The sequence below is a fragment of the Hymenobacter citatus genome (assembly GCF_014333615.1).
In the GTDB taxonomy this organism is placed as follows: Bacteria; Bacteroidota; Bacteroidia; order Cytophagales; family Hymenobacteraceae; genus Hymenobacter; species Hymenobacter citatus.
In genome coordinates, this window is record NZ_JACSCY010000003.1 from 252,169 (window position 1) to 275,857 (window position 23,689).

Genomic DNA, 23,689 nt, shown 5'->3' on the forward strand with positions numbered 1-23,689 from the left:
TTGCAGCCGCCCGTCGTCTGCGCCGCTTGCTGCTCATTGTTTCGAAGCAACTCTCACTTTCCCAGGCAACGGGCGGCTGCAAGCCGCTCCTACAAAATTCGCCCTGTTTCCCTACCTTCCGCTGCCTAACTCGCCCGCTATGGTTTTCCGCTGGATCAAGTTTGCTGTTGCTTTCGTCCTCACTATCACCCTCACCTGGGTGCTGCACACCAGCCACGGCACGGTGCCGCCGTTTGGCAAGTTTCTGAGCCCCTACCAGGGTTTCTGGCGCGACGGCGAAACGGCTGCCGACTTTCCTAAGCGGCAGGAGCTGGCCCTACCCGCCCTGCAACAGCCTGTGCAGGTGCGCTTCGACGACCAGCGCGTGGCCCATGTGTTTGCTCAAAACGACCACGATCTGTACTACACCCAGGGCTACCTTACGGCCCGCGACCGGCTCTGGCAGATGGACTTTATGACCCACGTGGCAGCCGGGCGGCTAGCGGAGATTGTGGGGCCGGAGCGCCTGGAGATGGACCGCTTTTTCCGGCGCATGGGCATGGTCTACGGCGCCCAACACTCCCTCGACTCGATGCTGGTGGACCCGCGCACCCGGCTGGCCCTTACGGCCTACTCCGACGGCGTGAATGCCTACATCAACTCCCTCAATCCCAAAGACTACCCCTTCGAGTACAAGCTCCTGAACTACGCCCCCGAGCCGTGGGAGCCGCTGAAAAGCGCCCTGCTGCTCAAGCTGATGGCTTTCGACCTGAGCGGCCGCTCCGACGATTTGCGCCTGAGCAATGCGCTGGGCAAGTACGGGCCGGAGGTGGTGAAGGACCTGTTTCCGGACTACCCGCGGCTGGAAGACCCGATTGTGCCGGTGGGCTCGCCCCGCAGCTTCACGCCGGTACCGGTGCCGCCTACCCCGGCGGGGTTCGAGGCGGCTATGTCGGGGAAGGTGCCGCAGCACGAGCCGGCACCGGATTTGGGCTCCAACAACTTTGCGGTGGGCGCGGGCAAGTCGGCCACGGGCTACCCCATTCTGGCCAACGACCCGCACTTGCAGCTGAACCTGCCCAGCATTTGGTACCAGATGCAGCTCTCGGCGCCGGGCGTGAACGTGTACGGCGTGTCGATTCCGGGGGCGCCTACCCTGATTATCGGCTTCAACCAGGACGTGGCCTGGGGCGTGACCAACACCGGCGCCGACGTGATGGACTGGTACCAGATCAAGTTCAGAGACGCCACCAAACGCGAGTACCTATACGCCGGGCGCTGGCTGCCGGTGCGGCGCGTGGTGGAGCGCATCAAGATAAAAGGCCAGCCCGACCGCCTCGACACGGTGCTCTACACGCGCCACGGCCCCATTGTGTACGACCACGACGAGAAGCCCTTCTCGCCCCAAACGCCCGTGCACCACGCCCTGCGCTGGACCGCCCACGACGGCGCCAACGAGGTGCTGACGTTCTACCTGCTCAACCGCGCCCACGCCTACCCCGACTACCTGGCGGCCCTCACGCACTACGGCTCGCCGGCCCAAAACTTCATCTTCGCCAGCAACCAAAAGGACATTGCCATCCGGCCCAACGGCCGTTTTCCGCTAAAGTGGAACGACCAAGGCAAGTTTATTCTGGACGGCACCGACTCGGCCTACGACTGGCACGGCTGGATTCCGGCCCAGCAAAACCCGTTGTCCGTCAACCCGAAGCGCGGGTTTGTGTCGTCGGCCAACCAGACGCCGGTGGGGCCGGAGTACCCGTATTACCTGGGGTGGCAGTTTTCGCTCTGGGACCGGGGGCACCGCATCAACGAGCGCCTGGCCCGCATGCGCCAGGCCACGCCCGACAGCCTGCGCCTGTTGCAGCTCGATAATTTTGGTATCAATGCCCAGCTGATGCTGCCGCGGCTGCTGGCCCTGGTAGCGCCTACCCAGCTAAAGCCCGCGGAGCAACGCGTGTACCAGGAGCTGCAACGCTGGCGCTACAACTACGACCCTGACGAGCTGGGCCCGAGCATCTACGAGCTGTGGTACAATCAGCTGATTAAGCGCATTTGGGAAGATGATTTCGGCAAGCAAACCGGCCTGGAAATGCGCTATCCCAACCGCGACCGGACCAACACGCTCATCCTGCAACAGCCCAACTCGCCGTGGATCGACGACAAGCTGACACCCGAGAAGGAGACCCTACCCGACCTCGTGCTGCAATCCTTCCGCTGGGCTACCGACTCGCTCACGCGAAAGTTTGGCCCCCTGAACGACGACTGGCACTGGGCCAACCAAAAGAGCGCCGACATCCTGCACCTGGCCCAGCTACCCGGCTTCGGCCACCTGGATCTGAACGTGGGCGGTGGCGTGGGCATCGTGAATGCCATTACCGAGCGCAACGGCCCCTCCTGGCGCATGGTGGTGGCGCTGGGGCCGCAGCCCAAGGCCTACGGCCTGTTTCCGGGCGGGCAAAGCGGCAACCCTGGCTCGCGCTACTACGACAACATGATTGACCCGTGGGTGCAGGGCAAGCTACCGGAACTGGTATTTCTGCAAAAACCCAACGAACGCAACGAACGCATCCGCGCCGCCTGGAAACTGGTAGGCGGGAAGTGAGTTTCTGGTTTCTGGTTTTTAATTGTCAGGGCGTTCGGGGCCGCGTAGCGGCCGGAGGTTTGTAGAACATGCCGCCATCAGGACAAAGCGCCGCGTAGCGGTGCAAGAAACCGCCCGACCACTCTTGCACCGCTACGCGGCGCTGGCCGCTACCGATACACTACGTACTACAAACCTCCGGCCGCTACGCGGCCCCGGACATGCTGACAACTAACAACTTAACAACTGATAACTAACAACCTGACAACTCCTAAGCAACTCAACCCATGCTGCTCTTTCTTCTGATTCTGATTGCCGCCGCTGTGGCGCAGGTTTTCCTACCCTGGTGGTGCATTGTGCCGGTGGCCTTTTTATTGGCGCTGTGGGTAGGGCGCACGGGCGGCAAGGCCTTTCTGGCCGGTTTTTTTGGGGTAGGGCTGGGCTGGCTGGTGCTGGCTATCTGGTTGAATGGGCAGAACAACAGCGTGTTGGCGCATCGCGTGGCCGAGCTGCTCCCCCTCAGCGGCAGCATTGCGCTGCTCCTGCTCGTGACGATGGTAGTGGGCGGAGTGGTAGGCGGGCTGGCCGCGCTTTCCGGCTGCTGGCTGCGGCAGGCGGTCTGGCGGCCTACGCTGGCTCCAGAACCCGTTACTGGCACGCAGTAGCCATTGCTATTCAGTAACTTACCTCACCTACTACCACCTCACTCCTTTCCGTATGAAACGGCAACCGACCGCACTGCTTCTGTTTCTTACGGTTTGCCTGGGCTACCGCGCCGCCGCACAAACCGGCTGCACCGATGCGCGGGCCACCAACTACGCTCCTACGGCTACCACCAATGATGGCTCCTGCCGCTACCCTGCCACGAGCGTAGCCCTACCCCTTCGGGCAACCCTCCCCGCGGAGGTGAACGAAACCTCTGGCCTGACTTACACCAACCAGCAGCTGTGGACGCTCAACGACAGCGGCAACGAGCCCGTGCTCTACCGCCTCGATGCGGCTACCGGCGCCGTGCAGCAGCGCGTGCGCATCAGCAATTTTGCGAATGTGGATTGGGAAGACCTGACCGACGACGACCACTACCTCTACATTGGCGACTTTGGCAACAACGCCGGCAACCGGCGCGATTTGCGCGTGCTGCGCGTCCCAAAATCGGCCATCGGCACGGCGCCTGAAGTGGCGGTGGCGGCCGAGGCCATAACGTTTTCCTACCCCCAGCAAACCGATTTTCAACCCGCCGTCAATCAGCATAATTTCGACGCAGAGGCCTTTTTCTACGCCCACGACTCGCTGCATATTTTCACGAAAAACTGGGCCAACCAACAGACCAGCTACTATACCGTACCGGCCACGCCGGGCACCTACGCGGCCCGGTACCGGGGCACCTTCAACACCAGCGGCCTCGTGACCGGGGCCGCGCTCAACGCCGCGGGCACGGAGGCCGCCTTGCTGGGCTACACCACCACGGGCGCCGCGTTTGTATGGCTGCTGTTTGATTTTCCGGCGGGCCAGGTGCTGCGCGGCAACAAGCGCCGCCTGGAGCTACCCTCGGCGCTGGCGGTAGGGCAGGTAGAAGGACTCACATTCACGGACCGCTACACCGCGTTGGTTTCCAATGAGCGATTCCTTACGTTGCCGCCCCGCCTGTATACCCTGGCGCTGGGCGAGTGGCTGGCCCCAGTGGCTACCACCGGCAACTCATCAGCCGGAGCCGCCCGCTTTGCCCTGTACCCCAACCCGACGCGCCACGTACTGCGCGTGCAAACCCTGGCCCCCACCGGCGAGGACAGCCAACTCACGCTGCACGACGCCAGTGGCCGCCTCGTGTTGACCACGCAGCTGCACGCCCGCAATCAATCCCACGAGCTAAACCTCGCGCACCTGACGCCCGGTCTGTACATTGCCCGCATCACCTCTGCGCACGCTACGTACGCGCAAACGGTGCTGGTGGAGTAGATACTGTTTAAGGTCGCTAGAACGGTGTAGAGACGCATACTTGCGTCTCGTCGTTGAACGATTTCGTGCACACGGCGCGGACGATGAGACGCAAGTATGCGTCTCTACATCGCTTCGATTACCTTTTTAACTAACTCAAATAGCCACTAACAATTCGAGTACAGCTACCTATTTCCCCTTATTGTGCTCAAAAAAGAAAACGTCACCCTGACCACTGGCCAAGGTGACGTTTCAGTTATAATCAATTACATCACGCGCTAATATTGCGCAAGGAAGGCATAGGCCGCCAGCGTGTAGGCGGCAGCGCCCGAGAAGTGGTTGGCGCCCTCAATAGGGCGTAGCTCTACCTGGGTAGCGCCGCGGGCGCGCATGGCTTTGTATGCGTCTTCGGAGTTGAAGAAGGGCACGTAGTCGTCGGCGGTGCCGTGGAAGAGGGCCGTGGGCGCGGTGGGCTTCCAGTCGTAGATGTCGTTGTCGGTGAGGGTGGCGGCCAGGGGGGCGTCGTTGCCATTCAGCACCGCGTCGCGGAAGGTGGTGGTGAAGAGCTGACTGGGCAACTGAGGCACGGCGCTGAACTGGTTGGCTTGCAGCTGCGCGGCGTAGGGCGCTTTATAATAGTAGCTGAATGGCCGGTTCAGCTTGTATACCCGGTCGTAGGTACTCAGCACCCACACGTAGGTGCTCAGGAAATTCAGGGGCTGATTGCTGTTGAGAATGTAGCGCGCAAAGGCCGATTTGTGGTAGGCACCTGCGCCCGGCGCACTGGCCGTGACGGTAAACTCCTGGCTGTTTTTTTCCTCGATAAGCTTGTGCAGCGCCATCGTGGCGAAGCCGCCCTCGGAGTAACCTACCAGGAAGTTTTTGTCGTTGCGCTGAATTTTCTGCTGGGCGCAGAACTCTCGCGCCGCCCGCAGCATGTCCAGCGAGGCCGAGGCCAGGGAAGCCGCGTGCTCGTAGGGGTGCGGCAGGTTTTTGCTGGCGCCGTAGCCAATGTAGTCGGGCGCCGCCACAATGTAGCCGGTAGACGCCAGCACCGATACAGCCGAGTACACCTCGCTGCTGGAGCTATAGTAGGAAGGCGCGTGGTCTTCGTCGGCGGGGCGCAGGGTGCCGTGTTGGTAGCTGAGCAGCGGCAGGGCCACGGGCGCCGTGGGCACCAGCAGCGCCCCGGAGGCCGTCACGGGCTGGCCATCGGTGTTTTGGGTGGTGTAGGTGAGCCGGTATACCTTAATCGGGTACTTCGCCAGCGCCCCCACCAGCGGCACCTGCGACACACGCCCGGCCAGCGTTTGCACGCTGTACTCGCCAATGAGTTTGCTGCCCACCAAATGGGTAGCGGCGGCCGGCGCCTCAGGGGTTTCGGTAGCGGTGGCAGGGGTAGGCGAATCGGAATTGCAACTGGTGGCCGTGCCAGCCCCGAGGGCCACGCCCAGGAAACCAGTCAGCCACGCCAGGCGGGTAGCAAGCTTAGGAAAACGCACGATCTATATAGATGAATGGTAGGTCGTTGTATAACACTGATGCGCCCGAAAAATTCGATTTTGCTGTCAGAACCACGGATTCGCTCGGATTTTTCGGATTGATCGGATTTTGTGGACGATGGTCGTTCGGCTTTCCCAGGGCTGAAGCCCTGGGCTACGCAGCGCTGTTCGTTTCTTTCATGCCATCTTCTTCTTTCCACTAATTAGCCCAGGGCTTCAGCCCTGGGAAAGCCGAACGACCATCGTCCACAAAATCCGACCAATCCGAAAAATCCGAGCGAATCCGTGGTTTAGACTTTTATCTAAAAAATTAGTTGTATAACTAAATAATTAGTTATACCTTACTCCCATCAACCCCAATTACATGGAAAATCTACCCGAACTCACCCGTGCCGAGGAGCAAGTCATGCAAGTGCTGTGGCAGCGGGGGCCGTCGTTTGTGAAGGACGTGCTGCCGGAGCTGCCCGCGCCTACCCCGGCTTATACTACAGTGTCTACCATCATCCGCATTCTGGAACAGAAGGGCTTTGTGGGGCACGAGGCCTTTGGGCGCACCCACCGCTACCACGCCCTGGTGGCGCAGGATGCCTACCGCCGCTTCTCGCTCACGAAGCTGCTGGGGGGCTACTTCGGCGGGTCGTTCAGCCGGTTGGTGAGCTTTTTTGCCCAGGAAGAAAACCTGGATGCCCGGCAGCTCGACGAGCTGCTGCGCCACGCCCAGCAGGACCTACCCCCTACCCCCACCGACTCGCCCGATGACGACGCCCCCACTGCTTAACTGGTATCTGCTGAGCACGCTCGTGTTGGGCGCGCTGTGGCTGCTCTACCACCTGGCTCTGCGCCGCGAGCGGTGCTTCCAGTACAACCGCGCCCTGCTGCTGCTGGCCCCGCCGCTGGCGGCGCTGCTACCGTTGCTGCGCCTGCCCACAGCTTGGCTGCCGGCTACTCCCGCGGCCCAGGCGCCCCTGCACCTGCTGTTGCCGGCCGTGACGGTAGGCGCCCCGGCTACCAGTGCGCCCACCACGCCGCTGCTCTTTTGGGTGTTGCTGCTGTATGGTGCCGGCGTAGCCTTGCTGTTAGGTAGGTTGGGTTGGCAGCTGCTGATTCTCTGGCGCTTCACGCGCACCCTACCCCCCGAGCACCACGCCGATTACACCTTGCGCCCTACCCGCGGCCGGAGCCCTACCGGCTCCTTTGGTCGCACGGTGTTCTGGGACGATTCCCTACCCCTCTCTACCGCCGAGGCTGCCCACGTGCTGCGCCACGAGCTGGTGCACGTGCACCAGCATCACACCCTCGACCGGCTTTGGCTGCGTGTGTGGCAGGCCGTGCTCTGGCCCAACCCCTTTGTGCACCTGCTCCCCCGCGCCCTCGACCTCACCCACGAATACCTCGCCGATGCGGCCGCGGCGCCTTCTACTGCTACCGATTATATCCGGCTACTGGCCCGCCAAGCCTCGGGCTGGCTAGGGCAAGCGCCTACCCTCGCGCATTCCTTCTTTTCATCCTCCACCTTAACCCGTATTGCCATGCTGAACCGTTCATCGTCTGTACCCCGCCGCTGGAAGCAGTGGCTGGCGCTGCCCGTGTGTGCCGGGTCGTTGGTTATGGTTGCCTATGCGAAAAACACAGTAGCAGGTGAGGCAACCGTGCGCACGATGTATCCTAATCATCAAGCGCAAGCATCGATGCCGGCACCGCCCCCACCCCCAGCCCTGTATACTGCTGTCGATCAGATGCCTCAGCCCGTAGGTGGGATGGATCAATTACTACGATACTTTACGCAGAATATCCGCTACCCGGAAGCTGCAAAGGCACAACATCTGGAAGGTAAAGTGCTGGTTAGTTTTATCGTAGCTGCTAATGGAAGCGTGCAGGCTGTGCAAATCCATAAGGGAATAGCAGAAGACCTCGATGCAAAAACCACTTTGAATGATATTGTAGTAGTTGGATATACAGCAACTGATGGCAAAGCCAAAGCGGGGAATGCAACGTCGGGCGCAAGGCAAGCTATAGACGAGGAAGCCCTACGCGTGGTGCGGGCCATGCCTCAGCAATGGAAACCTGGTCAACAGAATGGGAAACCCGTGGCCGTATTACTTACGCTCCCAATAGTTTATGCCTTGAGATAAGGTAGGTGTGTTAGTCTTTTGTGCACACTGTATTACACTCTCCTTTATTCCTTCTGTTATGCTACTTCACTGGCTTTGGCTGAGCACCCTGCTGCTCGGTGCCCTTTGGCTGTTCTACTACCTTGGGCTGCGGCGCGAGCAAAGCTTCCGCTACAATCGGGTACTGCTGGTGATGGCGCCGCTGCTGGCTGCCACGCTGCCGCTGCTACCCCTACCTGCTCTGGAGTTGGCTAACCCGGTTTTGGCGCGGCAGCCGTTGCAGTTTCTATTACCCGAGGCAACGGCCAATGCAGATACTGCCCACCCAGCGGCTACTGTTGTGCCATGGTTGGTACTCTGCTACGGCATGGGGGTAGTGGTGTTGCTGGCGCGGCTGGGCGGGCAGCTCTGGCAACTGTGGCGCTTCGGCCACTCCCTACCCGCCGAGCAGCACGCGGGCTACACGCTGCGCCGCACCAGCGGCCGGCGTCCTACCAGCTCTTTCGGCCGCACCGTGTTTTGGGACGATACCCTACCCCTCACACCCGCCGAGGGCCGACAGATACTAGCTCACGAGCTGGCGCACGTGCGCCAGCACCACACCCTCGACCGGCTTTGGCTGCGCGTGTGGCAGGCCGTGCTCTGGCCCAACCCCTTCGTGCACCTGCTGCCGCCCGCCCTACACCTCACCCACGAGTACCTCGCCGATGAGGCCGCCGCCGCTACCTCGCCCACCCACTACGTTGGTTTGCTGGCGCGGCAGGCTACCGGCTGGTTGGGGCAGGCGCCTACCCTCGCGCATTCCTTCTTTTCATCCTCCACTTTAACCCGTATTGCTATGCTGAACCGTCCGTCCGTTACCCGCCGCTGGAAGCAGTGGCTGGCCCTACCCCTTGGCTGCGTCCTGCTGGGCGTAGTAGCCTGTGAGAAGAATACACCAGCTGATGAAGTTGCCGCAGCACCCCAAACGCAGGAAAGCAAAAGACCTAGCCATATAGAAATACGCAAGGTGCCTAACTCAAAAAAGTTAGTAATACTTCTGGATGGTAAACAGATTGAAGGTGAATATGAAAAAGATGAGATAGGCGAAGTGTTGCGAAAGCATCTGTCTTCTTCATCTCAAATATCATCGGCATCTACTACACCTCCCCCGCCGCCGCCTGCCTTCACTGCAAAGGGTGAGCGAATCTACGCCTACGTCGAGCAAATGCCGGAGCCCCCAGGTGGCATAGGTGGCTTATTGAAATATATCGGCGAAAACATTCAGTATCCAGCTAGTGCCAAAGCGGCGAAATTGGAAGGCAAGTCATTTGTCAGCTTCACCGTCAATAAAGATGGCAACATAGAAGACGTACAGCTGCGAAAAGGCGTTTCCTCTCCCGAACACGAAGCAGCAGCGCAGGCGATGAACGACGAAGCCTTGCGCGTCGTCAAGGGCCTACCCACTTGGACACCAGGCAAACAAAACGGTCAGCCCGTGAATGTATCCTTCACGATTCCGGTCAGCTACGCTTTGAAGTAACGACTATATGCTATACAATTGATAAAGCACTGACATATAAACCAATGCGCACACTATTATTATCTACTGATATATTTCGCTGGTTTTGGCTCAGCACGCTGGTGCTGGGCCTCTTTTGGGCCTTCTATTATTTGGTCTTGAAACAAGAGCGGCTTTTTTGTTATAACCGAATACTATTACTGTCGGCACCTGTCGTAGCGGCTGTATGGCCGCTGCTACAGGTACCTTCCCGCTACTTACCCGCTGGCTACTTACCTGTTATACCGATAACTCCTGCCGATGCGGGCGTAATACCAGCGTTGCCTTTGTTGCTACCGGAGTCGACTATCAGAACTGAGGTGCCGGCTTCTACTCCCATTTCGTGGTGGTTGCTCATCTACGGCGCCGGTGTGTTCTGTATGCTGGCCCGACTAAGCTGGCAGCTCTATCAGCTATGGCGATTCACTCGCTCCCTACCCACCGCACCGTATGAGCGCTATACGCTGCGGCGCACAGGCGGGCGGCGCCCTACAGGGTCTTTTGGTCGCACGGTGTATTGGGACGAAACCGTGCCGCTTACTCCTGTTGAGGCTAGCCAAGTGCTGCGCCATGAGCTAGCGCACGTGTACCAACGGCATACGCTCGACCGCTTGTGGCTGCGCGTGTGGCAAGCCTTGCTCTGGCCCAACCCCTTCGTGCACTTGCTGCTCCGGGCGCTCGACCTCACCCACGAGTACCTCGCTGATGCTGCCGTAGCAACTGGTGCTCCGGCGCAGCACTACATCCGCCTGTTGGCCTGCCAAGCCACTGGCTGGCGTAATCGCACGCCGGCCCTGGCGCACTCTTTCTTTTCATCCTCCACCTTAATCCGCATTGCCATGCTCAACCGCCTATCTCCTCCTCGTCGCTGGAAACAGTGGCTGCTCCTACCGCTTGGCTGCGTGCTGCTCGGTTTAGTGGCCTGTGACAAGAAGGTATCTACCAGCTCACAGAAAAGAGAAAAAAACACCGTTGATTTATTTATGTCATCTATTCAACTAACTGATTCCAAATCCTTACCACAGTCAATAGAAGTTCGCAAAGACCCTAACAGCAATACCCCCAGGACGGCAAGAAACTGGAAACGGATGCGCAATCAGCGCGATTTTATCACGGTAATTAACGGCAAATCGATACTGAATGGGCGGCTTACCAATAGAATGCTGACGCGTTTTGCCAGCCAACCAATGAGTACAGACACAGGAGCTTACTCAGCCATCTTCCCAGTCCCGGCAGGCGGAGCACCTGGCTTATTGCAATTTGTAGAACGGAATACCACATACCCCAGAAGCGGTATAGATGCCAAATTAGAGGGAAAGGTTTGGGTCAATTTCGTAGTCAATAAGTATGGTCAGGTAACAGAAACAAGCATTCGTCGTGGCATCACTTCTGCAAAATATCCTGACGCTGCGGCGGAAATGAATGCGGAAGCAGTACGCGTTGTAAAAGCATTGCCAAAATGGACCCCGGGCACATGCGATGGTGAGCCGGCTGGTGTGGCCTTTACTATTCCCGTTGACTATACTCTAAAATAAAATTTGCCCACTATCCTACCTGCCTGGGCAGAGTACCGGGCAAACTTTATTCCCCACCTCCCGGAACGACCTTTCAGCCCGGCGCGTATCTTTAGCTTCCACATCACTTGAGGACTCGCGCGCACCTGTGGCTTCTATCCGGCTTTTTCGTCTTTTCCCTACCCGCTTACGGTACGGAGTAGCAGCACTCCTGCTGAGCGTCGGTTGCTCGGCGCCGCAGGAGAAGCGGGCGCAGCCTACTCCAGCCGAGCTGGCCCGCGCCCGGCAGCAGCAGCTGCACCAGGATTCGTTGCGGGCCGATTCGGTTGCCAAGGTGCACGGCGAGCTGCCCGGCGCCATCCTGCCCGACTCGCGCATTGTGGCCTATTATGGCAATCCGCTGCACAAGAGCATGGGTATTTTGGGGCAGTACCCGCAGGATGAAATGCTGCGCCGCCTCAGCGAGCAGATTGAAGAATGGGAAGCCGCCGACCCCAAGCGCCCCGTGCGTCCGGCCCTGCACCTCACGGCCATCATCGCCCAGCGCGACTCCGGTGCCGATGGTAAGTACCGCGCCTCCCTCCCCGACAGTACCATCCGGCGCATGATAGCACTGGGCCGCCAGCAGCACGCCCTGGTGTTTCTGGATGTGCAAGTGGGGCTCAGCACCTTGCCCCAGGAGCTGCCGCGCCTGGCGCCCTACCTACGCCTCCCCTTCGTGCACCTAGGCATCGACCCGGAGTTTTCGATGAAATCGGGCCGGCGGCCGGGTACGGAGGTGGGCGAGTTTGATGCGCAGGACGTGAACTACGCCCGCCGCTTTCTGGCCGATATCGTGAGCGAATACCAGTTGCCGCCTAAGGTGCTGGTGGTGCACCGCTTCCGCCAGGATATGGTCACCAACTACCAGGACATCAAAACCGACCCGCGGGTGCAGATTGTGATGGACATGGACGGCTGGGGCACGCCCAAAATCAAGCGCGGCTCCTACCGCAAGTTCATCAAGCAGCAGCCCGTGGAGTTTGCCGGCTTCAAGCTGTTCTATAAAAACGATCGGCGCCCCGGCTCCCGCCTCATGACCCCCGCCGAAGTAGCCGCCTTGGACCCCAAGCCGCTGTATATTCAGTATCAGTGAGTGGTGAAGTGGTGAAATGGTGAGTTTGTGAAATTGTGAAATAAAAACGTGTGTCATCCTGAGCACAGCGAAGGACCTTATGCCTGTTGAACGACTGTCGTAACAACGACTCGTTCTCTCGTAAGAAGGGTCTTCGCAAGCTCAGGATGACACACGTTTTTTTAACTCACCATTTCACCATTTCACCACTCCTACCCTCCTACACCTGCACCGGTCTAAGGGCTTCTTTATACCAGCCGGTCTGCTTCTTGCAGGACGCATGGCTTAGCTCATCCGTAGCCGGACCGCCACAGCAACATCCTCAGTCACTTAACAAAGCTATATAGCCTTATTCCTTGATCAATAGATTTTTTTGTTGCCGAACTTCCTAGCTTTATGGTCCGTAGCCTTATCATTTTGCCTAATTACTCGCTGTGCCTGCATTCGTATCTCGCTTAATTTCACCTGCGTTCTTTGTTAGCTCTGGCTTACTACTTGCCTCGACTAGCTGCGGCTCCCGCCAGGAACGCGCCAACCCTGATGCCGCCTCCACGGCCAGCGTGGAGCAGGTAGCTTCTACCCCACCGCCCGTCGACTCGGTACAGCTGAAGCTGGAAGCCATGCGCCGCGACTCGCTCTGGGCCGATTCTGTGGCCCGCGTGAACGGGCAGCTACCGGGCGCCATCTTGCCGGGGCACCGCATTGTGGCCTTCTATGGCAACATCCGAGCAAAGGGCATGGGCATTTTGGGCCGCGAGCCTAAGGAGCAGATGTTCCGCAAGTTTGATGGGGTACTGAAAGAGTGGCAGGCCGCCGACACAACCCTACCCGTGCTACCAGCCCTGCACAGCGTGACCATTACGGCACAGGGCGCGGCCGGCAAAGACGGCAAGTACCGCCTGATGAACTCCAAAGCCACCATCGAGGAAACTATGCGCTGGGCCAAGGAAAAGAACGCCATTCTGTTTCTGGACGTGCAGGTGGGCCTCAGCGACCTGGAGCACGAGCTGCCCAAGCTAGAGCCCTACCTCAAAGACCCCACCGTGCACCTGGGCATCGACCCGGAGTTTGCCATGGCCACCAAGGGCGTGCGGCCGGGTAAGAAAATCGGCACCTACGATGCCAAGGACGTGAACTACGCCATCAAATTTCTCACGCGCATCGTGCGCGAAAACAAGCTGCCGCCTAAGATTCTGATGGTGCACCGCTTCACGCAGGGTATGGTCACGAACTACCAGAACATCAAGCTCGACCCGCACGTGCAGGTGGTGATGCACATGGATGGCTGGGGAAACCCCATCCTGAAAAAGGATTCTTATAAAGCCTACATCCAGAAGCAGCCCGTGCAGTACACCGGCTTCAAACTCTTCTACGAGTACGACCCCCGCCCCGCCCCGCACCACATGATGACGCCCAAAGAAGTGCTAGCCGAACTAAATCCCAAGCCGCTGTATATTCAGTACCAGTAAATGGTGAGTTTGTGAAGTTGTGAAATAAAAAAGTGTGTCATCCTGAGCGCAGCGAAGGACCTTATGACAGTAGGACAAGTCGTTTTTACGATTGTCGTTCTCTCGTGAGAAGGTCCTTCGCTGCGCTCAGGATGACACACTTTTTTATTTCACAAACTCACAACTTCACAAACTCACAATTTCACCACCTAGTGCGCGGCGTTCAAATCCACTTTCTCGCCGGGTTTGGCGCGCTTGATGAATATTACCAGCGGCACGCAGATGAGGAAGAAGCCCCCAATCATCAGGAAGATTTCGGAGTAGGTGATGATGGAGGTTTGCTTCATCAGGGTGCCTTCGAGGGCGGCGTAGGCCATTTGCTGGGCCTGTACCAGGTCGGCGCCCTTGGCGCGGAAGTTGGCGATGAAAGCGTTGAGCCGCGAAACGGTTTCGGGGTTGTAGAGGGAGATGTTAGGCAGCAACGCGTTGCGGTTCTGGAAGATGGCGCGCTCCAGGTACGTACCTACCAGCGCTACCCCAAACGAGCCGCCCAATTGGCGAATCATACCTGTGAGACCAGCTGCCTGGCCTGCATCTTTACCACTCAGCCCGGCCAGCGACATGGTGGTGATGGGTAGGAACAGCATGCTCAGGCCAAAACCACGCAGGATGAGCGGCCAGAAAAAGTCGCCTTCGCCGGCAGTGGGCGTCAGGCGCACACTCATCCAGTAGGAGAAGATAAAGAAGATGATGAAGCCCACCGGCAGAATAAACTTCTGCGAAATGCCCTTCTGAATCATCTTACCCATCACGGGCATCATCATACCCGATACTACAGCGCCGGGGAGGAGAATATAGCCCGTTTGCTCGGCCGAAAAGCCCAGGATGCGCTGGCAGAAAATCGGGAACACGAACACTGAGGCGAACAAGCCAAAGCCCAGCACAAACGACAAAAACGCGCCGATAGACAGGTTGCGGCTCTTGGTGAGCACGCGCAGATCCACAATGGGCTGCTTGGCCGTCATCTCGCGCACCACAAACCCTACCAGGCCGATGATGGCCAGCACGGTGCCTACCACAATGTAGGGCGTCTCAAACCACTCTTCCCGTTCGCCTTGCTCCAGCACCAGCTGCAACGCACCCACGCCCATAATCAGCAGGAAAATACCCGCCCAGTCGATTTGGCTTAGCGGCCGCGGAATAGCATTTTTGATGCGCTCGGGGTCGCGAATGAACAGCAGCGTGAAGATGCTGGCCAGAATGCCCACGGGCACGTTCACGTAGAAAATCCAGGGCCAGTCGTAGTTATCCACGATAAAGCCGCCGAGGGTAGGGCCGATGGTAGGGCCAATGATTACACCCATGCCGAACAGCGCTTGGCCCAGGGCCAACTCCTCGGGCGGGAAGGTATCGACCAGAATGGCCTGCGAGGTAGCCATCAGGGCACCGCCGCCTACCCCCTGGATGAAGCGGAAGGCCACCAGCTCCCAAATATCGGTGCTCTGGCCGCAGGCCATAGAGGCCAGGGTGAAGAGCACCACAGAGGCGAGGTAGTAGTTTTTGCGTCCGAACTGCTCGGCCAGAAAGCCGGTCATCGGAATCACAATCACGTTGGCAATGGCGTAGCTCGCCACCACCCAGCTGACCTCCTGTTGCGTGGCCGAGAGGTTGCCCATCATCTGGGTCAGGGCCACGTTCACGATGCTGGTATCAATCAGCTCCAGCAAGCAGCACATCACCACCGTAATGACGATGATCCACTTGGTAAATCCGGTTTCCATGAGGTGAAATAGTGAAATGGTGAAATGGTGAGTTTCTTGCTCTTACTGGCAATAAGTCACCTTATGATGTTCACCCTTGATAATTATGGAAGAAGAGGCAATAGCTACCAGTCCGTTTAATGAAACGTACCGTCTGCGAACGAAAGAAGCTTCTCTCCGGGTCATTCGATTATTTCAGCAATTGCCTAAAACTGGTGAAGCAGCCATTTTAGGAAAGCAACTTCTGCGGGCTGCCACTTCTGTAGCAGCTAATTTTCGAGCTGCTTGCCGGGGTAGGTCGCCAGCTGAGTGGTATGCGAAGCTTTGCATCTGCGTGGAGGAAGCCGACGAAACTCTATTTTGGCTAGAGCTTTTAGGTGATGCAGGCATTCTACCAAAAGCAAGACTAAACAGCCTACAGCAGGAATACATCGAAATCCTAGCCGTCTTAGCCACCGCCCGCAAAAAGGCAAAGCGCTAATAAGTGGTGAAATAATGAGATGGTGAAATGGTGAGTTTGATGTTTTAGCTGCGCGACTTGCGCAAATTGCGCCGGTAGCGCCAGCAGAACATCAAACTCACCATTTCACCATCTCACTATTTCACCGCTACGGTAGCCGTCACGCTCATGCCGGCGCGCAGGGGGTGTTCGGGGTCTACTTTGTCGAGGGCGATTTTGACGGGCACGCGCTGCGTTACCTTCACAAAGTTGCCGGTCGAGTTATCGGGGGGGAGCAGGGCGAAGCGGGCGCCGGTAGCGGCCGAGAGCGACTCCACGTGGCCTTCGAACTCCTCGTTGGGGTAGGCGTCTACTTCAATATTCACCTTCTGGCCCACTTTCATGTCTTCCAGCTGGGTTTCCTTGAAGTTGGCCACCACCCAGGTACGGTCGCTGGCTACCAGGCCAAACAACTGCTGACCGGGCGCTACCACTTGGCCAGGCTGCACGTTCTTGCGGCTCACTACCCCATTGGCCGGGGCCGTAATGGTGGTGTAGCTGAGTTGCAGTTTGGCGTTGTCGAGGTCGGCTTGGCGCTGCTTTACTACGGCTTGCGCCACAGCTACCTGCTGCTCGGCCGAGGCCACTTGCTGCCGGGCCACGGCTACCTGCTGCTCGGCCGTAGCGCGCTGGGCGGTGGTGGCTTGCAGGTTGGCCTGCACGGCGTCGTAGTCGCTCTGCGGGATGATGTCTTCTTTGCGCAGGAAGGTGCTGCGCTTGAGGTCTTTTTCGAGGCGGGCACGGTTGGCCGAGCTTACGCCGATGGTAGCCTGCGCGGCTTTCACGTTGGCCTGCGCCGTACCAATGGAGGTGCGGGCAGCTATGACGTTGGCTTGGGCAGCGGCCAGGGCTGCCTCGGCAGCATTCACGCGCTGCTGGTAGTCAGAGGGGTCGATGGTTACGACCACGTCGCCTTTTTTCACTACCTGGTTGTCGTCAATTTTCACGTCGAGTACGGGGCCACCCACGCGCGGAATCACGGGGTACACGTCGCCCTCTACCTGGGCGTCGTCGGTTTCTTCGTGGGCCTGGCCAAACTGGTAGCGCTGGTAACCGAAGTAGCCTCCCACCAGCAGCACCAGCGCCAGAATAATAAAGATAATCGGGCGACGCGAGCTGCTTTCCGGCTGCGCGTCGGTAGGCGTTACTACGGCGGCGTCTTGTTGAACAGAAGTTGCCATTAGAAAAGGGAGCTTAGAATGAAGTACTTGAATACGAAAGAAAAGGCCGTGGCGCGAAGCGTATTGTCAACCCTACACGGGCCATGTTGGTTATGCCGACTGACGGTATTCATCAGCCTGACAGGTTTTTACGAGAAGTGTGGCACAAGGTGCGGTGCGTACCACGGCCTCGGCGGTGCTACCCATCAGGAAGCGCGTGAGGCCGGTGCGACCGTGCGCCCCAATCAGGATCAGGTCGGCGGGGTGGCGCTGGGCCTCGGCCACAATTTCTGTGGCCGCCTCCCCTTGCACAATGGCCGTGGTAACTGCTACGCCCTCCTGCTCCGCCTCTAGCCGGTAGTTGGCCAGCTGCAAGGCAATATCCAGATCCAGCGGGCGCGACAGCCCGGCTACGGGCAACTCCGGCTGGGCCTCCAGCACGTGCAGCAACCGCAGCTCGGCACCGGTGGCCGCCGCCAGCGTTGTGGCGTACCGCACCAGCGGCGCCGAAGCAACCGAGAAATCAAGCGGACACAAAACAGTGGTGAGGGTCATCTGGTGAAATGGTGAGGTGGTGAGTAGTGAAATAGTGAGATGGTGAAATGGTGAGTTTGACGTTCGGCTTGCGTGCAATGCGCGAATAGCAACAGTAGAATATCAAACTCACCATTTCACCATCTCACTATTTCGCCGCTTCCCAGATCTGCTCGCCGGTGGCGCGGCGGAGCTGGTACTGGCCAATGGTATAGTTGTAGATGGCTTGCAGGCGGGAGAGGCGCGACTGAGCCAGTTGCGTTTCGGCGTCCAGCACGTCGAGGTTGTTGCCTACCCCGTAGCGGTAGCGGGCCTTAGCGCGGGTGAGGGCGTCGGTGGCCTGTCCAATCTGCACCTGCGAGTTGTCGTAGCGGGCGGTGCTGGCCTGCATGTTGTTCACGGCTTGCAGCACATCGGCACGCACTTGCTCCTGCGTGTCCTGAGTGCGGGCCTGCGCTCCTTTAATGGCCGACTGCGCTTCAGCACGCTGCGTTTTGTTGCGGCCGCCGTCGTAGATCGGAATGGAAAGCTGGGCACCGGCCACCGTGTTGAAGCGGAAGCGGTTCAGGTTGGGCACGATGTAGCCGTTTTTGCCGCCGGCCTGGGCCAGCACGTTCAGCTGGGGCTTGTTGCCTACCTCGGCTACTCGCAGCTGCGCGGCAGCGGTGGCTTCGTTGTCTCTGGCCAGCTTCACCTCGGGGCGGTTGGCAGCGCCGGCTTCCAGGGCCGCTTGCACGTTCACGGCCTCCGGGTTGTACTCGAAGCGGCCCCGCACCGGCACCACCGCCGATTCAGACTTGTGCAGTAGGCGAGCCAACTGCACCTCCTGGTTGCGGAGCTGGTTTTGCAGGTCGATTTTCTTGTCCTGAGCCTGGGCAATGCGCACCTGGGTAGTGGTCACGTCAAATTGCGTGCTTACACCGCCCTCTACCCGGCGCTGCATCTCGCGCTCGTGCTGCTGCAAGGAGGCAATCTGCGCATCCTGCACCCGAATAGCCTCGCGGGCAAACAGGATACTATAGTAGCTCTGTGCGGCGGCGTAGGCCAAGTCGCGGCGGGTCACGTCAATGTTGTCGGCTGCGGTGAGGGTGCGGCTGCGGGCTACTTCAATGGCCGCATTGGCCCGCCCAAAGTCCAGCAGCGTATACTGCGCGGCCACGTGGGTATCGTAGTTGTTGTTGGGCGCCAGCTGAAACGGTGCCTGCTCGGGGGTCAGGTTCAGCTTCACCTGCGGGTCGATGCGAGTGTAGCTGGCCGTACCGGTCACTACCGGCTTAAGGTAGGTGCGCTGCTGGGCCAAGCGGCTCTGGGCCTGGTTCACTTCCTCCTGCAAGGCATTAATGGATGGGTTGGCATCCAGCACCGAGCGGATGGTGGTTTCCAACGACAGCGAATCGCCAGCGGTGGCCGTAGATATAGGTACCTGCGCGTAGGCGGCGCTACCTACCAGCAACCCCAGGGTTGTGAGTAGCGGTGCAGCAAAGGTTGGTCGGAGATGCATAAGAAAACAGCGTATGAATGCTGCCCCCTATCCGAAAGATGTGCCAGCTACCGCTATTGCTCCTTACATCACCCAAAAAGCCTCTTAACGCCTTACTAAGGGGCTTTTTACGCAGAATAACTCAGATAAACCTACTGTGCCAACCTGTTTATTTTCCTGATATATTAGGAATACCTGATTTTTATCTCCTCATATTTCAGGAATAATTGTGCTACCTTTTGTTGTTGCTTCGGCCACTACCCCTCCAATATGCCCCAGCCCAACAGTCAGGACGAGTCGCTGCTACTCTACCTCAACGACGCCATTGCGACTACCCGCAACAAGGAAGCGCTGTTTCAGACCGTCACGGAAAAGCTACGGCTGATTTTTCCGTTCGACGCCATCACCATCATCACCCTCGACAACGAGCAGCAGTACCGGCGCGTGTTTTTGCGTGACTACCTGGGCGAGACGCTACCCCCCATGGCGAACTTCCGCAAGTCTATTACGGGCTCGCCTATTTCAGAGTTTGTGGGCAGTGCTACCCAGCTTCGGCAATACGACCTTACGGAGCTGCTGCCGCGCTACAACAACTACGAGCCGCTGGCCCAGATGCTCAAAAAGGGCCTGCGCTACTTCACGGTGGTGCCGTTGCGCACCGGTGGGCGGCTCATTGGGCTACTGTCGTTGGTGGCGCGGCGCCGCCCTACCTTCTCACCCGAGGATATTTCCCTGCTCGAAAAGATTGGCAGCCTGGTAGCAGTGGCCGTAAACAACACGCTGGCCTTTGAGGACGTGGCGCGGCGAGAGCAGGAGAAAGGTATGCAGCTGGCCCTTACCAATGCCCTGCTGACCATTAAGGAGCGCGGGGAGCTGTTTCAGCGCATTGCCACTGAAATAGACCGGGTGGTACCCTGCACCTACTTTGGTGTGCGCGTGCAGGAAGCTGATGGCCCGATTCAAGTGTTTGCCGAGTTTATGCGGCAGCCCGACGGCACGTTCGCGCCCACTGATCCTACCCGCTGGAACCACCTCCCCGACTATGCCCAACTGCAACAGCAGATTGCGCCGTTGTTTTTCAAGCCGGGTGTGTATGCCGGGGCCGAGTTTCAGGCGTTGGCGGCGCGCTACCCGCTTATGCGCCACATCTGGGAGCAGCGCGGCACCCGCGCCCTTCTATGCGTACCACTCTGGATTCGAGAAGACCAGAGCGCCACCATCATTCTCTCCAACAAACAGGATGAAACGCCCTTCGCGGAAGCAGACCTGCACCTGATGCTGCTATTGGTGCCCCAGCTCACGCTGGCCATCCAAAACGTGTTTGCCTTCGAGCAGATTGAGCACCTGCGCGCCCAATTGGAGCGGGAGCGCACCTACCTCATCGACGAGATTAACACCACCGCCGCCGCCCGCTTCGCCGATTTTGTGGGCGGCAGCGAGGCCATGCAGGGCGTTTTCCAGCGCATCATGCAGGTAGCCCCCACCGACTCTACCGTGCTGGTAACCGGCGAAACCGGTACCGGCAAGGAGCTGGTGGCTCGCGCCGTGCATCAGCAGAGCCCGCGCCGGGCGCGGGCTTTGGTGAAGGTGAACTGCGCCGCCCTACCCGCCCAGCTGATTGAAAGTGAGCTATTTGGACACGAGAAAGGCGCCTTTACGGGGGCCATCGACCGGCGCATTGGCAAGTTTGAGGTGGCCGATGGGGGTAGTATTTTCTTGGATGAAGTAGGCGAACTGCCCCTCGATCTGCAAGCCAAACTGCTGCGTGTGTTGCAGGAAAAGGAATTTGAGCGCCTGGGCGGGCAGCGCGTGCTGAAGGCCGATGTGCGCGTAATTGCCGCCACCAATCGTGTGCTGGAAGACGAGGTAGCCGCCGGCCGCTTCCGCGCCGATTTGTATTACCGCCTCAACGTATTTCCGGTGCGCCTGCCCGCCCTGCGCGAGCGGCCCGAGGACATTGAGCCCCTGATGCGCCACTTCCTGGAGCGCTTCACCAAGCAAATGGGCAAGCCCGTGCGCAGCCTGCGCGAGCAGGACTTGCGCGCCTTACAGGCCTACCCCTGGCCCGGCAACGTGCGCGAGCTGGAGCACGTGGTAGAGCAGGCCGTGATTGTGTCCAATGGGCCGTTTCTGGATTTTGGGGGCTTTGCGGCGGCCCTGCACCCGGCCGCGTCCGAAATGCCTACCCTACCCCTCACGGGCAATCAACCCCTCAAAACCCTGAAGGACCAGGAGCGCGACCACATCTTGGCGGCGCTGCACCACACCGGCGGGCGCGTGAGTGGCCCCAGCGGCGCGGCCGTGCTCCTCGACATCAACCCCAAAACCCTGGAAGCCCGCATGAAGAAGCTGGGCATCCGGCGTACAGTAGGGGTAGGGTAGGACACTTCACCGCATACCCGTTTCGCTGATTATCCGTAGAAGAACGGCACCATTCCACTTGATCTAGCCACAAGACGCATGCACAAACCCTACTTTCCTCTGGGCGACTGGCGCCGCAACCTGTTGCTGGCCGCCGCGGCGGCTAGCCTAGGCGTGGCCCTACCCGCCTGCTCCGGCAACTCCGATCAGGCATCGACTACCACCGAAGCCGGCAGCTGGGACAATGCTGCCGACTCCTACTCCCAGGGCGTTATCACGGAGCTAACGGAGGTGCAGCCCGACAAGTGGCAGATTACCGCCGAGCGCCCAGCTGGCAAAGAAGAAGTGGCGGCTATTCTGAAACACTTCGACGGCAAAGTAGACACCCTACAAGGCCAGGCTCTGCAACAGCAGATGCGCCAATACAGCCAGCAACACCCCGAAAACCAGACGGTGAGCAGCGGCGGTGGTGGCCTCATGAATATTCTGATGTGGAGCAGCCTGGGCTACATGGCCGGGCGCTTTCTCACACCGCAGCCCGCCGCCTACGCCAACCCTGGGCTGCTACGTCAGAACCAGGGCTGGCGCAGCCAGGTAGCGCAGGAGCGTGACCAGGGCCGTAGCTTTTTTGGGCGAGGCTTCAGTGGTACGCGCACTGCTGCGGGCAATAATGGCATTCGGCCCAGCACCAGCGTGGTGCGCTCCACGGGCTATAGTGGGCGCAGCAACGTGCGCACGAGCGCCCCTGCGGGCCGGCGCTCCGGCTTTGGTAGCCGCGGCTACGGTGGTCGTGGGTTTGGCGGGTAGGCCCGGCAGCCAGCCGTTTTTCAGGCACATTTGCTTTTCATTACCCGCTCTATGCCCGCCATTCAGCTCCTACCCCTCACCGGTAACATTGCCCCTACCCTGCACCGCCTAGGCTGGGACTGGGCCATGGAAGACGTGTGCCAGCACTATGTGGCGCAAGAAGCCGTGCAGCTTCCCGAGGAGCAGGCCGATGCCCTGTTGGAAGCCACCGACACGCTCTACGACATGCTGGTGCAGGCCGTGCCCGACGACCTTCCTGACGATTTTCTGCGCCGCCTGGCTATTCCGGAGGTACTCTGGGGCGCCGTGCGCCACTCTTGGGCCGATGACCGCCATTGGCACCTCTACGGCCGCTTCGACCTGGCCCAAACGCCTGATGGCCCCAAGCTTCTTGAGTTCAACGCCGACACGGCCACCAGCCTCCCCGAAGCCGCCGTGGTGCAGTGGGCCAGCCTGGTAGCGGCCGGCCTCAACGAGGAAGACCGCCAAGCCAATGGCTTGTTTGAGGGGTTGCAGGCCCAATTCACGCACTGGCTGGAGCTGAACGACGACCTGGCCCCTACCCTGCTGCTGGTATACTTGCCGGGCAGCGAGGAAGACGCCACCAACTGCGCCGTACTAGCCGAAGCCGCCCTGGCCGCTGGCTTCGAGCTGACGCACCTCTGCGAAGCCGATGCCATGACGGTTTCCGTAGCCGGGGCCGACCGCGGCGCCTGGGCCGAGGTGGAGCCCGGCCAGTGGCAGAAGTTTGACTTCGTGTTTAAGCTGGTGCCCTGGGAGATTCTGGCCGAAGAAGAACCGGAGCTGACCACCGACCTCACCCAACTTATGCAGTCGCGGGATGTGGTGGTGGCTAATCCGGCCTATTCGCTGCTTTTCCAGAGCAAGGCCATGCTGGCCTGGTTGTGGCAGGAGTTTCCGCACCACCCGTTGCTGCTAGAAGCTTCGTTTGATGAACTACCTGGCCACAGCGTGCGCAAGCCCGTGTTTGGCCGCGAAGGGCAGAACGTGACGGAGCTACACGCCGGCCAGTTGGGCCAGACTGTAGAGGGCGACTTCGCCCAACAGCCCCAGGTATACCAACGCTACGCCACCCTACCCCAGGACACCCAGGGCCGCTACTACCAAGCGGGCGTATTCTGGGCCGGCCAGGGCTGCGCCATCGGCTACCGCCGCGACACAGGCTTCATGACCAACCTCTCCGAGTTTGTGCCGCACGTGTTGCTGTAAAAAGCAGTTTGCATTGGTCGGTGAACGGGTGTAGAGACGCATATTTGCGTCTCGTCGTTGCTGATGTTGTTTGCTAGAACGGCGCTGACACGAGTTGTTCAACGACGAGACGCAAGGATGTGTCTCATCAT

At 59.5% G+C, this 23,689-nt stretch carries 18 protein-coding genes; 13 read left to right on the forward strand and 5 right to left on the reverse strand.

Annotation, left to right across the window (positions count from 1 at the left end; translation table 11 throughout):
• Positions 1 to 139 precede the first annotated feature (139 nt).
• The 3 genes from H8B15_RS05390 to H8B15_RS05400 all read left to right on the forward strand — a co-directional run bounded on the left by H8B15_RS05390 (position 140) and on the right by H8B15_RS05400 (position 4,519).
• A complete protein-coding gene (locus H8B15_RS05390) occupies positions 140 to 2,584 on the forward strand; it encodes a penicillin acylase family protein (RefSeq protein ID WP_187318649.1) in 2,445 nt (814 codons plus the stop codon).
• Between the two features lie 266 nt (positions 2,585 to 2,850).
• Positions 2,851 to 3,228 (forward strand): hypothetical protein, encoded by a 378-nt coding sequence (locus tag H8B15_RS05395; protein ID WP_187318650.1) that lies wholly within the window; start codon positions 2,851 to 2,853, stop codon positions 3,226 to 3,228.
• 52 nt (positions 3,229 to 3,280) lie between these two features.
• Complete coding sequence (locus H8B15_RS05400) at positions 3,281 to 4,519, forward strand: T9SS type A sorting domain-containing protein (RefSeq protein WP_187318651.1); 1,239 nt, start codon at positions 3,281 to 3,283, stop codon at positions 4,517 to 4,519.
• Between the two features lie 257 nt (positions 4,520 to 4,776).
• Here H8B15_RS05400 and H8B15_RS05405 read toward each other — a convergent pair whose 3' ends face one another.
• Positions 4,777 to 6,000 carry an alpha/beta hydrolase family protein gene (locus H8B15_RS05405; protein ID WP_343069131.1) on the reverse strand — a complete coding sequence of 408 codons (1,224 nt, stop codon included), beginning with the start codon at positions 5,998 to 6,000 and terminating at the stop codon, positions 4,777 to 4,779.
• A 364-nt stretch (positions 6,001 to 6,364) separates the two neighbouring features.
• Between H8B15_RS05405 and H8B15_RS05410 the strand changes: the two genes are divergently transcribed.
• From H8B15_RS05410 to H8B15_RS05435, 6 genes are all read left to right on the forward strand, one after another.
• Positions 6,365 to 6,778: a BlaI/MecI/CopY family transcriptional regulator gene (locus H8B15_RS05410; protein WP_187318652.1), complete on the forward strand. Its 414-nt coding sequence runs from the start codon at positions 6,365 to 6,367 to the stop codon at positions 6,776 to 6,778.
• Entirely contained in the window at positions 6,756 to 8,132 is a 1,377-nt protein-coding gene (locus H8B15_RS05415; RefSeq protein WP_187318653.1) for a TonB family protein, read from the forward strand. Before H8B15_RS05410 ends, H8B15_RS05415 begins: the two co-directional genes overlap by 23 nt.
• 58 nt (positions 8,133 to 8,190) lie before the next feature.
• Complete coding sequence (locus H8B15_RS05420) at positions 8,191 to 9,633, forward strand: M56 family metallopeptidase (protein ID WP_187318654.1); 1,443 nt, start codon at positions 8,191 to 8,193, stop codon at positions 9,631 to 9,633.
• Between the two features lie 44 nt (positions 9,634 to 9,677).
• Positions 9,678 to 11,186 carry a M56 family metallopeptidase gene (locus H8B15_RS05425; RefSeq protein WP_187318655.1) on the forward strand — a complete coding sequence of 503 codons (1,509 nt, stop codon included), beginning with the start codon at positions 9,678 to 9,680 and terminating at the stop codon, positions 11,184 to 11,186.
• A gap of 127 nt (positions 11,187 to 11,313) precedes the next feature.
• Entirely contained in the window at positions 11,314 to 12,300 is a 987-nt protein-coding gene (locus tag H8B15_RS05430; protein WP_343069132.1) for a hypothetical protein, read from the forward strand.
• Between the two features lie 413 nt (positions 12,301 to 12,713).
• Complete coding sequence (locus tag H8B15_RS05435; RefSeq protein ID WP_187318656.1) at positions 12,714 to 13,748, forward strand: hypothetical protein; 1,035 nt, start codon at positions 12,714 to 12,716, stop codon at positions 13,746 to 13,748.
• Between the two features lie 188 nt (positions 13,749 to 13,936).
• On the opposite strand, the gene H8B15_RS05440 is transcribed toward H8B15_RS05435, so the two are convergent.
• Positions 13,937 to 15,508, reverse strand: coding sequence for a DHA2 family efflux MFS transporter permease subunit (locus tag H8B15_RS05440; RefSeq protein WP_187318657.1), 1,572 nt, complete (start codon positions 15,506 to 15,508; stop codon positions 13,937 to 13,939).
• 85 nt (positions 15,509 to 15,593) lie between these two features.
• Between H8B15_RS05440 and H8B15_RS05445 the strand changes: the two genes are divergently transcribed.
• Positions 15,594 to 15,968, forward strand: a complete 375-nt coding sequence (locus H8B15_RS05445) for a four helix bundle protein (protein ID WP_187318658.1) — start codon at positions 15,594 to 15,596, stop codon at positions 15,966 to 15,968.
• Between the two features lie 116 nt (positions 15,969 to 16,084).
• Here the strand turns inward: H8B15_RS05445 and H8B15_RS05450 are convergent, their stop codons facing one another.
• The 3 genes from H8B15_RS05450 to H8B15_RS05460 form a co-directional block, all read right to left on the reverse strand.
• Positions 16,085 to 17,167 (reverse strand): HlyD family secretion protein, encoded by a 1,083-nt coding sequence (locus H8B15_RS05450; protein ID WP_187318659.1) that lies wholly within the window; start codon positions 17,165 to 17,167, stop codon positions 16,085 to 16,087.
• Between the two features lie 90 nt (positions 17,168 to 17,257).
• Entirely contained in the window at positions 17,258 to 17,701 is a 444-nt protein-coding gene (locus H8B15_RS05455; RefSeq protein ID WP_187318660.1) for a universal stress protein, read from the reverse strand.
• 127 nt (positions 17,702 to 17,828) lie between these two features.
• Positions 17,829 to 19,181: a TolC family protein gene (locus tag H8B15_RS05460; protein WP_187318661.1), complete on the reverse strand. Its 1,353-nt coding sequence runs from the start codon at positions 19,179 to 19,181 to the stop codon at positions 17,829 to 17,831.
• A gap of 249 nt (positions 19,182 to 19,430) precedes the next feature.
• On the opposite strand from H8B15_RS05460, the gene H8B15_RS05465 reads away from it, so the two are divergent.
• The 3 genes from H8B15_RS05465 to H8B15_RS05475 all read left to right on the forward strand — a co-directional run bounded on the left by H8B15_RS05465 (position 19,431) and on the right by H8B15_RS05475 (position 23,558).
• Positions 19,431 to 21,542 carry a sigma 54-interacting transcriptional regulator gene (locus H8B15_RS05465; RefSeq protein ID WP_187318662.1) on the forward strand — a complete coding sequence of 704 codons (2,112 nt, stop codon included), beginning with the start codon at positions 19,431 to 19,433 and terminating at the stop codon, positions 21,540 to 21,542.
• 78 nt (positions 21,543 to 21,620) lie between these two features.
• Complete coding sequence (locus H8B15_RS05470; protein WP_187318663.1) at positions 21,621 to 22,328, forward strand: Cj0371 family chemotaxis-regulating polar lipoprotein; 708 nt, start codon at positions 21,621 to 21,623, stop codon at positions 22,326 to 22,328.
• A gap of 30 nt (positions 22,329 to 22,358) precedes the next feature.
• Positions 22,359 to 23,558 (forward strand): glutathionylspermidine synthase family protein, encoded by a 1,200-nt coding sequence (locus H8B15_RS05475; RefSeq protein WP_246455323.1) that lies wholly within the window; start codon positions 22,359 to 22,361, stop codon positions 23,556 to 23,558.
• The last annotated feature ends 131 nt before the right edge of the window (positions 23,559 to 23,689 follow it).